Source organism: Leptospira adleri, assembly GCF_002811985.1.
Taxonomy (GTDB): domain Bacteria; phylum Spirochaetota; class Leptospiria; order Leptospirales; family Leptospiraceae; genus Leptospira; species Leptospira adleri.
Genome location: NZ_NPDU01000006.1, coordinates 68394 through 81393, shown reverse-complemented (window position 1 = coordinate 81393; position 13000 = coordinate 68394). Strand labels below are relative to the sequence as shown.

11 protein-coding genes and 1 pseudogene are annotated in these 13000 nt (G+C 44.7%); 9 read left to right on the top strand and 3 right to left on the bottom strand.

From position 1 onward, the window contains the following. Positions 1-17 precede the first annotated feature (17 nt). Positions 18-1937 carry a flagellar filament capping protein FliD gene (gene fliD / locus CH376_RS03720; RefSeq protein ID WP_100787926.1) on the bottom strand — a complete coding sequence of 640 codons (1920 nt, stop codon included), beginning with the start codon at positions 1935-1937 and terminating at the stop codon, positions 18-20. 132 nt (positions 1938-2069) lie between these two features. Here fliD and CH376_RS03715 point away from each other — a divergent pair, with 132 nt between their 5' ends. The 4 genes and pseudogenes from CH376_RS03715 to CH376_RS24525 all read left to right on the top strand — a co-directional run. Beyond that, a complete protein-coding gene (locus CH376_RS03715; protein ID WP_100785029.1) occupies positions 2070-2786 on the top strand; it encodes an MIP/aquaporin family protein in 717 nt (238 codons plus the stop codon). A gap of 94 nt (positions 2787-2880) precedes the next feature. Beyond that, entirely contained in the window at positions 2881-3363 is a 483-nt protein-coding gene (locus CH376_RS03710; protein WP_100784827.1) for a GyrI-like domain-containing protein, read from the top strand. Positions 3364-3596: 233 nt separating this feature from the next. Beyond that, on the top strand, positions 3597-3998 hold the full coding sequence (locus CH376_RS03700) for a DUF1801 domain-containing protein (RefSeq protein WP_100784825.1): 402 nt from the start codon (positions 3597-3599) through the stop codon (positions 3996-3998). A 97-nt stretch (positions 3999-4095) separates the two neighbouring features. Continuing rightward, positions 4096-4479, top strand: a pseudogene (locus tag CH376_RS24525) (M23 family metallopeptidase); the annotation flags it as partial. Between the two features lie 222 nt (positions 4480-4701). Here the strand turns inward: CH376_RS24525 and CH376_RS03685 are convergent. Then, positions 4702-5349 (bottom strand): nitroreductase family protein, encoded by a 648-nt coding sequence (locus CH376_RS03685; RefSeq protein WP_100784823.1) that lies wholly within the window; start codon positions 5347-5349, stop codon positions 4702-4704. Positions 5350-5467: 118 nt separating this feature from the next. Next, on the bottom strand, positions 5468-5911 hold the full coding sequence (locus CH376_RS03680; protein WP_100784822.1) for an Rrf2 family transcriptional regulator: 444 nt from the start codon (positions 5909-5911) through the stop codon (positions 5468-5470). Positions 5912-6518: 607 nt separating this feature from the next. Here CH376_RS03680 and ppk1 point away from each other — a divergent pair. The 5 genes from ppk1 to CH376_RS03650 are packed head-to-tail and all read left to right on the top strand — an operon-like array spanning position 6519 to position 12644. Beyond that, a complete protein-coding gene (gene ppk1 / locus CH376_RS03670) occupies positions 6519-8657 on the top strand; it encodes a polyphosphate kinase 1 (protein ID WP_100784820.1) in 2139 nt (712 codons plus the stop codon). A 31-nt stretch (positions 8658-8688) separates the two neighbouring features. Continuing rightward, complete coding sequence (locus tag CH376_RS03665; protein WP_100784819.1) at positions 8689-10107, top strand: FAD-binding oxidoreductase; 1419 nt, start codon at positions 8689-8691, stop codon at positions 10105-10107. Further along, positions 10107-11690 (top strand): bifunctional GNAT family N-acetyltransferase/carbon-nitrogen hydrolase family protein, encoded by a 1584-nt coding sequence (locus CH376_RS03660; RefSeq protein WP_100784818.1) that lies wholly within the window; start codon positions 10107-10109, stop codon positions 11688-11690. Before CH376_RS03665 ends, CH376_RS03660 begins: the two co-directional genes overlap by 1 nt. Beyond that, positions 11672-12034 carry a transmembrane 220 family protein gene (locus tag CH376_RS03655; RefSeq protein ID WP_100784817.1) on the top strand — a complete coding sequence of 121 codons (363 nt, stop codon included), beginning with the start codon at positions 11672-11674 and terminating at the stop codon, positions 12032-12034. The genes CH376_RS03660 and CH376_RS03655 overlap by 19 nt, the downstream gene beginning before the upstream one ends. Then, positions 12015-12644 carry a VTT domain-containing protein gene (locus tag CH376_RS03650; protein WP_100784816.1) on the top strand — a complete coding sequence of 210 codons (630 nt, stop codon included), beginning with the start codon at positions 12015-12017 and terminating at the stop codon, positions 12642-12644. The genes CH376_RS03655 and CH376_RS03650 overlap by 20 nt, the downstream gene beginning before the upstream one ends. Positions 12645-13000 lie beyond the last annotated feature (356 nt).

Sequence of the window (13000 nt, the reverse complement as noted above, 5' to 3'; positions counted from 1 at the left end):
TCACCCTCCTGCTTGAATCACTCGCTTTTAGCGCCTCTGAGATTGTTGTTCAGATACGCTCCCACGGCCTTGTTTTTACCGACTCCCTGTTCCATATAAAGAAACTTGGATTTCAGTTTTTTCTCGTAACTCACGAGATGATTTTCATATTCCTTGATCTTCTTATTGTTATCCGTGACTTGCTCTTCGAGCATCTTTACCTTTCCGGAAACGAGTCCTCCCGCATATTGCGTGTAAGGTTTTACGTGTTCCAAAAGATCGACTGCGACTCCGGTATCCATTCTCGCGTCGGAATTGGTATCGATCGCGAAAAGGTTTCGTACCGCGTCAGGATTTTCGGCGAGTTTGCTTTTGAGTTTCTCTTCGTCGAGAATCAAAAACCCGTCTTGTATATCCGCCCATTTGCTTCCGACGTTTCCCGTCGAAATTCCGATGTCGCTTAACATTCGGACGGGGTTCTCGCCCGTAACCGGATAAGAAGAACTCGCTACCGTTTTCATTCCGGCGATGAGACGAAGGACCGTATGTTCTCCCGATAAAAGGCCGGTTTTGGTTTTTCCTTCCCAGAAGGTTTGTCCGATTTCTCCGCCGTCCTCTTTTCCGTCGTTTACTTGCGCGTTCTTGTCCACCGCCGTGGATTCTTTAGAAAACTTTAATACGGTATTGTATGCGGCTACGAATTCCTTGATCATCTCGAGTCCCTTATCGGAATCTGTTTTGATGTCGATGCTCACGGGTGATTCCGTTTTTTTGAGGAGATTCATCGAAACTCCGTCGAGGACGTCCGTTAAACCTTCGTTCTTCGGACGATTGACTTCGATTCCGTCGACTAAGAATACGGCGTCCTTTGCTTCGGTGATTTCCTTCGCGGGCTTCGCGCCTCTAAATTCTCCGGGAACGACTATATGAAAATTTTCTAAAACAACCGTCTTTCCGCTGGAGTTCGCAAAAAGAATCTTGTGTGCCTTCATTCCCGACGGAAAACTCTTGAGATTGAGAACGATCTTTCCTTCCTCTTTGGAAGCGGTTTCCAAGACCATCTTCTCCTTATCGTTTTCTTTATAAAGAATTCCTAATTCTACTTTGTCTTCGGAGGCAAGTTGGGTAGGTGTGATGAGTTCGATCTTCGTATTCTTCTTTAATTCCGAGGTCGGAATTCCGAATTGAAAAGATCCTACGCTGGCAACTTCGATCCATTTTTTTCCATTCTCTTCTTTGAAAGTCGGTTTTGCGTCGGCGGCGACTCCGTATTTTTTGGATTGAAATACGAGAATCTGATCCGCCTCCGGAAGAAGATTGATTTCTTTCGTAGGGTCGGCAGGGTTCGTCGCGCCCACAAGACCGGACGCTTGAAGAACTCCGTTCGCATCTTCAAACTTGAGTTTGCGCTCTTTTCCCGAAAGGCCGGCGGTCAACGTGAGAACGTAGTTGTCTCCGTCCACTTTTACAAGTCCGGTGTTCACAAGTCCAGCCGCGGATACTTTGATCGCGGCCGCGAGATCTCGGATCGTTCCTCCGGAGAATTCGATTTCCTTTTCGGAATCTCCGGAAAAAATTTTAAAACTTCCCGCCGGAATCTGTTTGTTCGCGTCCGTTTTGTCTCCGGAAACTTGATGAAAGGTCGCGAGTTCCTTGATTTCTATTTTGCGTTTTCCGGCGCTCGCGGAACGAGACGCGTCTCCGCTTACGACGCCTTCCGGTTCGGAAACGATATTCTTCATTGCGAACGGAGCGGTAAAAGAGATGAGTGCTCTGGTTTTATTCTGGAGGTCGGTGGTCACGATTTTCAAATCGTTCCACGCTTTTACTTGAGCTTTGTTAAACGAATTCTGTTGCTCAAGTCGGCGAATCGGTTTTCCTTCCAATTCCACCAGTTTTTTTACGATCAAATTCGTGTCTTGACCGGAGCTAAGTCCTGGAATCGTAAATGCGGGCATCTTGTCCTCCTAAGTTTTACATCGGTCGAATCGGAAAAAAGATAAGGGAAAATGAAAAAATTGAGGGCTCCAAAAACCAATTGCCGATCTTAGAAATCCGTGGATTTTGGTCCCGATTTTCGTGGGGGAATTATGACATCGCCTTTTTTGGGAGAATTTTTAGGAACTTTCGTTCTGATCCTTTTGGGAAACGGAGTCGTCGCAGGCGTTTTACTCGAACACAGTAAATCCAAAGACAGCGGTTGGATCGTGATCACCGCGGGTTGGGCCTTTGCCGTGATGCTCGGAATTTTTACTTCGAACGCCTTCGGAAGTCCCGACGCTCATCTCAATCCTGCGGTGACGCTCGCGTTCGCAATCAAGTCAGGAGATTATTCAAAAATTCTAATATACCTTCCCGCTCAGATCGCCGGCGCTTTTTTAGGAGCCGTATTCAACTTTTTGCATTATCTTCCTCACTGGAAAGAAACGAAGGATAAGGGAAAAATTCTCGCGGTCTTTTCGACCGAGCCCGCGATCTCTCACACCGCTTCCAATTTTTTCAGCGAATTCTTAGGAACTTTTTTATTGATTTTAGGAATCGTGTCCATCTTCTCTCCGACGATGCAAGGTTTGACCACCCACTTCGGAGCATTTTTAGTCGGGATTCTTGTATGGAGCATCGGGCTTTCGATGGGAGGAACCACGGGCTACGCGATCAATCCGGCCAGAGACTTCGGACCGAGGCTCGCACATTTCCTTCTTCCGATTCCGGGAAAAGGTTCTTCGAATTGGAAATACGCATGGCTTCCCGTGGCTGCGCCTTTGAGCGGGGCCGCTCTCGCGGGATTTGTGCTCGGATTGTTTTAAGTCGGTTTCAAACGTTTTTCTCAAAATTACTTTATGGGAACAAAGAAATACGGGAAGTCTCGTCTTTTGAGGTCAATCAGGATTCAACCTTTCAATGAAATCAAGATTAGAAACGATTCTCGGAAAATTACTGATCGGAAAACGAATGACCATGTCGTTGACCCAAAATAAAACGGCGGACCTTTGGCAAAGTTTTATGCCGAGAAAGAATGAAATCAAAAACTCCATAGGAACCGATTTATATTCGATACAAATCTATGATTCTTCCTACTTTGCAAACTTTGATCCGAATAAAGAATTCGTAAAATGGGCCGCGATGGAAGTTCAAGATACAGATTGGATTCCTTCCGAAATGGAAACCATTACGATTCCCAAAGGTCTTTACTCGGTTTTTCTGCATAAAGGCGGAGCAAGCGAAGGTCACAAAACGTTTCAATATATCTTTGAAACTTGGCTGCCGAATTCGGATTACGTCTTAGACGAAAGACCTCATTTTGAAAAGCTGGGAGACAAGTATAAGAATGGAGATCCCGATTCGGAGGAAGAATTTTGGATTCCGATCCGATACAAACGATAGAATCGGACGTCGTTCGACATGGGTTTCCGATACATTTTTTTTCGAACTACGACTTCGGAAGTATAACTGATAAAAAAATTCTTCTTCTCTTTTTGAAAAAACGAAAAGTGAAAAAGATCCGGCTTGAATACCGTGATATTTTTGACTCAGAAATTTAAGTTTTGGTGGGACAGTAGTATGATATCTGTCAACCGAGTTCGTCAGTGTTGCACTTTTCAACACCGCAAAAGAACATGAAGAATTTTGAATCCTTTTTTACAAAACTCACGGAGGAAGAAAAAGAAATCGTCTCGACTCTTCGAGAGTTTGTGTTCGAGTCGATTCCGGAAGTAAAAGAGAAGATTTCATACAACGTGCCCTATTATTTTCTCAACACAAGGATCTGTTTTATTTGGCCCTCTTCCGTTCCTCTCGGTCCGAAATCGGGTGTGGAATTCGGTTTTTGCAAGGGAAATCTTCTTTCCGATCCTCGGAAATTACTCTTTGCCGGCGAAAGAAAGATCGTAAGATCGATCTCTTACGGTTCAAAAGAAGAAATCGACTCGAAGGCTTTGCGAAATTTTCTTTTGGAAGCGGTGATCTTGGACGAGCCGACAGGGCAAAGCTCCAAGAGAAAACGTCGAGGGTTTATCTAAAATTTCTTTCTAAGAAAGAATTCTTTTTTATATGCTCATCAAAGTAGGAAGAACCAATGTATTCGGAGATAAGATTTGAATTCGTCTTTTTTACAAAGAACTCAAAGAAGGAGTCGTCTATTGGAATCCTTCGAACATTCTTCCGGCGGGAAAATCGTTCTTTGAAGAGGATTTTAAAATCTGTTCGGAACTTTCAAAAAACAAACTTTCCGAATGCGACGAAACGTTCCATCCTGAGAAGAGACCGATCATCGCATTAGAAATTCGTAAACCGGGAAAACGGGATTTAAAAATCGAGGTCTGCAATCCGGATTCGGTTTGCAAAAGAATCGACTGGATTCTTCAACCGGAATAGAAGGTTTCGATCCGGTATTTTGGTTGGAACATTCTTCCCGGAATCTCCGGTAAATATAAGATTCAAGTGATCGACGATCTCGAAATTCTTAAAACCTGGATCATCGAAAAACAAATTTCTCCCTGATTCTCTCGCAAAATTCTTCGGGTTTTTTTGTAAACTTTATGAAATAAGACCTTCCTCTTTTTGGGATCACTTTTCGGCAAGAATCTGGATATCAAAGAAACTCCTCCGAAAATCTCTTTTCACCTAAAACCTAAAGCAGAGACTCCTAAATCTCGAAGGATAAATCTAAAATCACATTCTAAAACCGGAATATTTTGTATTTTGAATATTCTAATTCACTTTTTACGAAACGGGAACTCCCGAATACTCGATCACAAAATTTTTCTTGGCCCTTCTTACCTTAATCGCCTTTACGAGCGAGTCTTTTTCCGAATCTCTGTAACCCAAAGTTAGAATCGACGTCGATCTCAGACCTTTCTCTTTTAGATGCAGCAGTTCATCCAACGCTTTGGAGTTGAATCCTTCCATCGGGGTTGCGTCCACGTCTTCAACCGCCGCGGCGACGATTCCGGTTCCAAACGCGATATATGTCTGTCTCGCGGCCCAGTTGTAGCTTGTTTCCGGACTCTGGGATTTAAACCAGTTCGACATGGAATTCTTAAATCCTTCCAAAGATTCCACGGGAAGATTTCTGGTCTCGGAGATGAGTCGGATGTAATCCCGGATTTTTTCTTCGCTTACCTGCTCCCACGCGGCGAACACGAGGAGATGCGAAGATTCTTCGATTTGGGGTTGGTTGTTTGCGATCGGTCGGATTTGGCGTTTTAATTCTTCATCCTCGATTACAAGGACGTTGTAAGGTTGCAGTCCGAATCCGGAAGCAGTAAGTCGAATTGCCTCTAAGATTCTTTCCACTTTTTCCCGAGGGACTTTTTCTCCCGTCATTCTCTTTGTTGCGTAACGCCATTTGAGTTTCTCCAGTAATTCCATGTCCAAATTCTCCTTTTGATTTTCCTTCCATTTCCGTTTCTTGAAACTCTTCTTGTTGTCCTGTTACAAACACTTTAACAAGTTGGGCCTGAAAAAAGGAAAGAAGAAAACAATTTTATCAGCTCGTAAGAGACATTTTTTTCAGACATTCGCCTCGAACCTGTTTCATTACGTCGGCGAGTGAGAATTCTCCGAGTTTGGCTTCGAGGGCGGTTTGCGCCTGAGCAAAGATACATTCTAGGGCCGGGAGAATTCCCATTCCTACGGAACAATCTTGTTTGGGATGATCGTGAACGTTAAAAAGACAATCGGAATCCTCAATCGCGCGGTAGATATCGGAAAGTAGAATCTCCGTCGCCGGCTTGGCAAGACTCGCTCCGGGAACCCCTTGTCTCGTCAAAACAAGTCCCGCTTTTCTGAGCTTTCCCGTGAGAGTCCGGACGATCGCCGGGTTGGTTCCTACGGACTGCGCTATCGTGTCGGAAGTCGTATCTCCCCCGTTTCCATTTTCCAGGAATGTGAGAATATGAATTGCAACTGCGTAACGACTGGGAATTGCCAAGTTTTTCTTCCTTACTCTGTATTCATTGTTTTAGACGAGTCCCTGCCAAGAAGAATTCGGCTTTTCTTTAGAATTAAATCTTTTCGGTCTTTTAGAAAAGTCTCCGGAAATGCGGGAACTCCCTTTTTTCGAAAGAATCGGATTCTTCCCTGAAAGTCTTGAAAAAGTAGGAACTCATACTTTTCGAAATTAAGATCCGATCCGACTTCTCAAAAAGTGCGGGAACTCCTCATCCTTAAAGATACGGAGGGAAAGGCGCTTCAGAATCGATCCGGACTTAAAAAAGAATGGATGTGTGAGTTCCTACAAAGGAGGATTTTTTCTTGTAAAAAAATGATTTTCTGATAAGGAAAACTTTCCCGAACTTTCCGCCCCCCACCCCACCACCCTAAATCCGGGCGGGGCGCGCGGCTTTTCACGAAAGATCGTCGTTTTTCCGACAAGGAGTTCCTATAGAACCCTCGTCGAAAAAGAAGGGGGTTACGAAGCTGTCATCGAAATCCTTCCAAGAATCATTGACTCCCCGCAAAGGAGGTTTAAACAGGAATAGAATCCCTCGTTCGATCTTCTTTCTCCGGGGGCTTCCCAGAATTTTCAGGATATCCAAGTGTCAAAGCCAAGAATACAAGAACAGGCTCCTACAAAGACGAGCGAAAACGGTTCTTCCAACGGGAATCTACCGGAAATCCATCTCGGCAACCCGAACATATTTTTCGACCGGGAACTTTCCTGGGTCGACTTCAACCGACGCGTTTTGGAAGAAGCGAACGATCCTGAAAATCCGCTCTTAGAAAGACTGAAATTCCTGAGCATCACCGAAACCAATCTCGACGAGTTCTATATGGTTCGAGTCGCCGGACTTCGCAACCTCGTAAAAGAAGGGAACGACGAAAGAAGTCTCAACGGAGACAGCGCTTCCGAAATTCTCTCGGACCTTTCTGACAAAGTCCGAGCCTTCGTCAGAGAACAGTATGAAACGTTCTCCAATACATTAGAAGAATTGAAAGTAGCCGGAATCCACGTGATTCTCAATCCGGAAGAATTGACTATCGACGAAATCAAACAGATCCAAAGTTACTACAAAGAAGACGTGTCTCCGATCTTAACTCCTCTCGCGATCGATACCTCTCACCCGTTTCCGCATATTCTCAACAAGTCCCTGAACCTCGCGATGGTTCTCAGCACCGACGACGAAAAGACCGGCGGCAAAAAGGATCTCTTCGCGGTGGTGCAAGTGCCTTCGGTACTTCCCCGATTCTTACATCTGAAAACCAAAGGCGACGAAAGAAGATTTTTTCCCCTGGAAGAGATCATCAAACTCCACGTAGACGATCTTTTTTACGGAATGACGGTGAAGGAAATTTATCCTTTCCGAATTATCCGGGACGCGGACATCTCCATCGACGAGGAAAAATCGGTAAAAGATTTATTGATCACGATGAAGGACGAACTCCGCAACAGGATCTGGGGCGACGCAGTTCGTATGGACATCCACCAAGGAACCTCTCCTTTTATCAAGAACACGCTCCGCGAACTCCTCGAACTTCAGGATCACGAAGTTTTCGACGTAGCTTCCCTTTTGAACATCAACGACGCGATGTTCTTCTACGGTTTGGATCATACGTCCAAACTCAAATATCCTTTCTTTCAACAGAAGACGACTCTGAAGTTCGACACTCCCGAAAAAATCTTCGAAGCGATGAAAAAGAAAGACCGACTTCTTCATCATCCGTATCAATCCTTTTCCGCGATCGAAGATCTTTTAAGAATTTCATCCGAAGATCCGAAAGTCCTCGGAATCAAAATGACCTTATATCGTACGAGCGGGGATTCTCCCATTATACAATATCTCGGACAAGCCGCGGAGAATGGAAAACAAGTGACGGTCCTCGTGGAACTCAAGGCCCGTTTCGACGAAGAAAGAAACATCAAATGGGCGCAGAAGCTCGAAGCGCGCGGGGTGCACGTAGTCTACGGCGTTGTCGGATTAAAAATTCATTGTAAGATGCTTCTCGTGGTTCGAAAAGAGGACGATCACATGGTGCGTTATGTGCATCTTGGAACGGGGAACTACAATTCGACTACTTCCAAGTATTACACGGACCTCAGTTTTTTTACGGTCAACAAACAGATCACCGAGGACGTCTCGACCATCTTCAATACGATTACGAGTTACGCGAAGATGCCGACCTTAAATCTTCTTTCGGCGTCTCCGCACAATCTCAAATCCACATTTATTACGATGATAGAAAAGGAAACGGAGAATGCGCTCGCGGGAAAACCGGCGAGAATCGTCTTCAAGATGAATTCTCTCGTAGATCCGCACATCATACTTTCCTTATATAAGGCCAGTCAAGCCGGAGTCAAAGTGGATCTTATCATCCGAGGAATCTGCTGTCTCAAACCGGGCCTCAAAGGTATTTCCGAAAATATCACCGTCCTTTCGATCGTGGGAAGATTTTTGGAACACACAAGAATCTACTACTTTTATTCCGGCGGAACGGAATCCACCTTTCTTGCTTCCGCCGATTGTATGCCGAGAAACTTTGAAAGAAGAATCGAAGTCCTTTTTCCGATTTTGGAACCCAAGAACAAGGATAGAATCAAAAAGATCTTGGAAGTACAATTGAAAGACAACGTCAAAGCGAGATTTCTCCATCCGGACGGACACTATAAAAAGAGAACCTTGGACAAAGACGAAAAATTGGTCGATTCTCAAATCGAAAGAATGAACTTCACCGAATAATTAAGAAAACAGAATATACTAAATCAGAATCATGAGTACGACTTCCACAATCAACAAATCGGAATTAAAATCCCTCATCGGACCGGGAAAGGTATTTTTTAGAAACGACCCGGACTTCGACGAAGCAACTTTTCTTTCTTTCGGAACCGACCGCACCAAGGTTCACAGTCCCGATTTCGAAATCCTCGCCTTTCCCACAAACACGGAAGAAGTTGCAAAAATCGTAAAGTACGCTTTTGAAAACGGCATCGCCGTCGTCCCTTCCGGCGGAAGAACCGGTTACGCCGGCGGAGCGATCGCAAAGAATCAAGAACTCGTACTTTCCCTTTCCAAGATGGATAAGGTTCTGGACTTCGATCCGTTTTTCGGAAGTATCAAAGTTCAAGCGGGAATGATCACAAAAAATCTTCACAAAGAATCGGAAGAAAGAGGATTCTACTTTCCGGTGGACTTCGCTTCGACGGGTTCCTCCCATATCGGAGGAAACATCGCGACTAACGCAGGCGGCGTGAGGGTCGTTCACTACGGACTCGTCCGTCAATGGGTTTTGGGACTTACGGTCGTTACCGGAACCGGTCAAATTTTAGAATTCAACGGCGAAGTCCTGAAGAACAACACCGGATACGACCTGAAACAGCTTTTCATCGGCTCCGAAGGAACGTTAGGCGTCATCACGGAAGCGACCCTCAAGCTCACGACAAAACCGCTGGACAACCGGGTGCTTCTCGTGGCGGTTCCCGATTTTGTTTCCATTCTTTCCCTTTTCAAAGAAACTCACCAGGTCAAAGTGCCTCTTCTCGCTTTCGAATTCTTCACCGAATATTGTTTGGGAAAAGTCAAAGCCCATTTGGGGGTTCCCGATCCATTTTCGGCTCCGAGCCCGTATTACGTCTTGATGGAATTCGAAATCGCGGACGAAAACGACGACGAAAAGTTATTCGGCTTTCTGGAAACGATCACGGAAAAAGAACTGATCAGCGACGGAAGCCTAGCCCAAAATTCCAAACAATCAGAAACTTTCTGGAAATACAGGGAAGGCATCAGCGAAAGTATTTCGATCGATTATACCGTTCATAAAAACGACATTTCTCTTCCGCTTCGCAACATGGAACCTTTCCTCGTCGAAATGGAAGCGCTTTTAAAGGACGAATATCCCGGTTTTGAAATCGCCCTCTTCGGCCACGTGGGGGACGGAAATCTTCACCTAAACATCGTTAAACCGAAAGATATTTCCAACGAAGAATTCTTCAAAAGATGCAAAAGTGTGGATCCGGACATGTTTCGTTTATTACAAAAATATCATGGATCAATCAGCGCGGAACACGGGATCGGACTTTTGAAAAAGGACTTCCTTCATTTTTCCAGAACGGAAGCCGAAATTCTTCTGATGAAAGAAATCAAAAAATCCATGGATCCCAAAAACATAATGAACCCGGGTAAAGTGTTCTGATGATTTCCACAAACGGAACCGGCGGCAAGAAGCCGAGAAAAAAGAAGAAGAAGATTCAATCCGATCATAGGATCGTTATCCGAACTCTTACCTTGGACGATTACGAAGACGTTAAAGAAATCATGGACATCGTTTTTCCCGAATTCGACGGAGCCTGGAAAAGAAATCAATACGAATCTCAGATCACAAAATTTCCCGAAGGCCAAATCTGTATCGAAGACAACGGCAAAGTTGTTGGCGCGGCGATCAGTCAGATTATCAAGTGGTCCGATTACGGAGACAATCACACTTACGAAGAAATCGTAGGAAAGGGAGATCTCAAAAATCACGACGAGGATGGAGATTCCCTCTACGGAGTGGATATCTTCGTTCACCCCGAGTATCGAGGTCTTCGTCTCGGTCGAAGATTGTATGACGCGAGAAAGGAACTCTGCGAAAAACTCAACCTCAAACGAATCGTAGTCGGCGCGTGGATGCCGGGTTATGAAAACTACGAAGACACAATGACTCCCGCGCAATACATCGAAAAGGTGAGAGACAAGGAAATCTACGATCCGGTCTTATCCTTTCAATTGGCGAACGGCTTTCACGTAAGAAAACTCAAACGAGGCTACTTCGGAAATACGAAGGGTTTCAGTTCTTACGCGGTTCTATTAGAATGGTTGAATATATATTACGAGAAGGAAGAGACAACTCTGATCGGCGGACAAAAAACCGTGGTTCGAGTCGGAGTCGTTCAACTTCAAATGCGACCCGTTACCGGCATCGAAGAATTGATGAAACAAGTGGAATTTTTTGTGGACACGGTCGCGGGATACAACGTGGACTTCGTTCTTTTTCCGGAATTCTTCAACGCGTCTCTTCTCGCAAAATACAACGATCGAAGCCCTTCCGATGCGATGCGGGCGCTTTCGAGCCACACAGAGAGCATCATTGAAAGAATGGTGGAGCTTGCAGTTTCATACAACGTGAACATCATTTCCGGAAGTATGCCGGAATACAGGGATGAAACCCTGCATAACGTTTCTTATCTATGCAGAAGGGACGGAACCTACGAAGAACAATACAAGCTCCACGTAACGCCGGACGAGGATTTCTATTGGGGAGTAAAAGGCGGATACAATCTTTCGGTATTCAACACGGACTCGTGTAAGATCGGAATTCTTATCTGTTTCGACGTGGAATTTCCGGAGCTTCCTAGAATTCTTGCGGAACAGGGAATGGACATTCTTTTTGTTCCGTTTTATACGGACACGAAAAACGGTTATAACAGAGTCAGACACTGCGCGATGGCGAGAGCGATCGAAAACGAATGTTACGTAGTGATTTCCGGTTCGGTCGGAGCGCTTCCTCATGTGGAAAACATGGATATTCAGTACGCGCAGTCCGCGGTTTTTACGCCTTCCGACTTCGCCTTTCCTCACGATTGTGTCGCTGCGGAATCGGTTCCGAACACTGAAATGACTCTGATCGCAGACTTGGATCTGGATCTTTTAAAAGAACTCCGCAAAAAAGGTTCGGTGAGAAATCTGACCAATCGAAGAAAGGATTTATACGAACTCAAATGGATTCACGAATCATGAAAGCATTTTCTATTTCAATCATTCTTCTTTGGATTTTGTTCGCAGCCCTGCAGTGGAACGATCCGGATCCTTGGCTGTGGATGCCGATTTATCTCAGCGTAGTCGGACTATATGCAGGATTTATAATGTATCCGGAAAAGACAAAAATCTGGCTGAGAACTTCCTTGATTCTTTCGGCTGCATTTTCCGCCGGAACCGTTCTTGCCGCGATGCAGATTCAAAATCTTTCCTTTGACGACGAAGTCACAAGAGAGACGGGAGGTTTGATTCTTTCCGCGATCGCTTCCCGCGTCCCGTCTTATCTCATAAGGAAGAAAGAATCGAGTGCAATTCCTAAAGGATGAGATTTTTTCGTATCACGAAAAAAGAAATTTTTACTCCGGTCTGATTTTTCTTTCCACCGTTTTGATCGCGGTGACACTTTTGATCTTGGCGACATCCGGGATTCTTAAATTCGAAATCCCAGGTTTGGGCGCGGTGCAGAAACTCGTTCTTTATGTGGGAAATGAAATTCGGAAGCCGAGTCTGATTGGCGTCTTTTTCACGACTCTTTTCGGAGGGCTGTTTTTCTTTTATCTTCCCATCGAATTCTTATATATCCGCGCGACGTATTCCAAACTCGACGGAGGCGATCTCATCGCGCTTCATATACTCGGACTTTTGATTTCTTTTTCGATCAATTATTTCCTCGGAAGAATCGCTGCGCGTGCTTGTATCAAATTGATCAGCCCGAAAAAATTTTATAGAATGAAAGGATTTTTAAACCGCTATGGCGTTTTGGCGATTTTTGCATTCAACGCTCTTCCTTTGCCGGCGCCGATCTTGAGCGCGATTCTCGGCGTGATTCGTTACAAAAAGAAAATCTTTTATCCCGTTTTCCTCGCGGGACAACTTTCTCAGTCGGTTGTGATTCTTTTTTTCGTTCGTTTTGTTTTTTCCGGTAAGATTTTCTGAGGGAGTTCCTACGTTCTTTGTTAAGACAAATCATTTGGTGAAAGGAAAACGAAGGAGTTCCTACGTTCTTTGTTAAGACAAATCATTTGGTGAAAGGGAAACGAAGGAGTTCCCACGTTCTTTGTTAAGACAAATCATTTGGTGAAAGGGAAAACGAAGGAGTTCCTACATTCTTTGTTAAGACAAATCATCTGGTGAAAGGGAAAACGCGGGAGTTCCTACATTTACCCCTCTCATTCCCTAAGTTCTAATTTCTAAGAATTTTTCTTGGATGTTCCTTCTTTTCTTTCCATTCTCCCTTGACTCTAAACCCAGCACCCAAATATTGAGAATCATTTTCAAAATCGAAATCGACG

What these genes read in the sequence shown, in the direction of transcription:
- fliD (WP_100787926.1), bottom strand. Translation starts at nt 1,937, where the DNA reads ATGCCCGCATTTACGATTCCAGGACTTAGCTCCGGTCAAGACACGAAT.
- CH376_RS03715 (WP_100785029.1), top strand. Translation starts at nt 2,070, where the DNA reads ATGACATCGCCTTTTTTGGGAGAATTTTTAGGAACTTTCGTTCTGATC.
- CH376_RS03710 (WP_100784827.1), top strand. Translation starts at nt 2,881, where the DNA reads ATGAAATCAAGATTAGAAACGATTCTCGGAAAATTACTGATCGGAAAA.
- CH376_RS03700 (WP_100784825.1), top strand. Translation starts at nt 3,597, where the DNA reads ATGAAGAATTTTGAATCCTTTTTTACAAAACTCACGGAGGAAGAAAAA.
- CH376_RS03685 (WP_100784823.1), bottom strand. Translation starts at nt 5,349, where the DNA reads ATGGAATTACTGGAGAAACTCAAATGGCGTTACGCAACAAAGAGAATG.
- CH376_RS03665 (WP_100784819.1), top strand. Translation starts at nt 8,689, where the DNA reads ATGAGTACGACTTCCACAATCAACAAATCGGAATTAAAATCCCTCATC.
- CH376_RS03660 (WP_100784818.1), top strand. Translation starts at nt 10,107, where the DNA reads ATGATTTCCACAAACGGAACCGGCGGCAAGAAGCCGAGAAAAAAGAAG.
- CH376_RS03655 (WP_100784817.1), top strand. Translation starts at nt 11,672, where the DNA reads ATGGATTCACGAATCATGAAAGCATTTTCTATTTCAATCATTCTTCTT.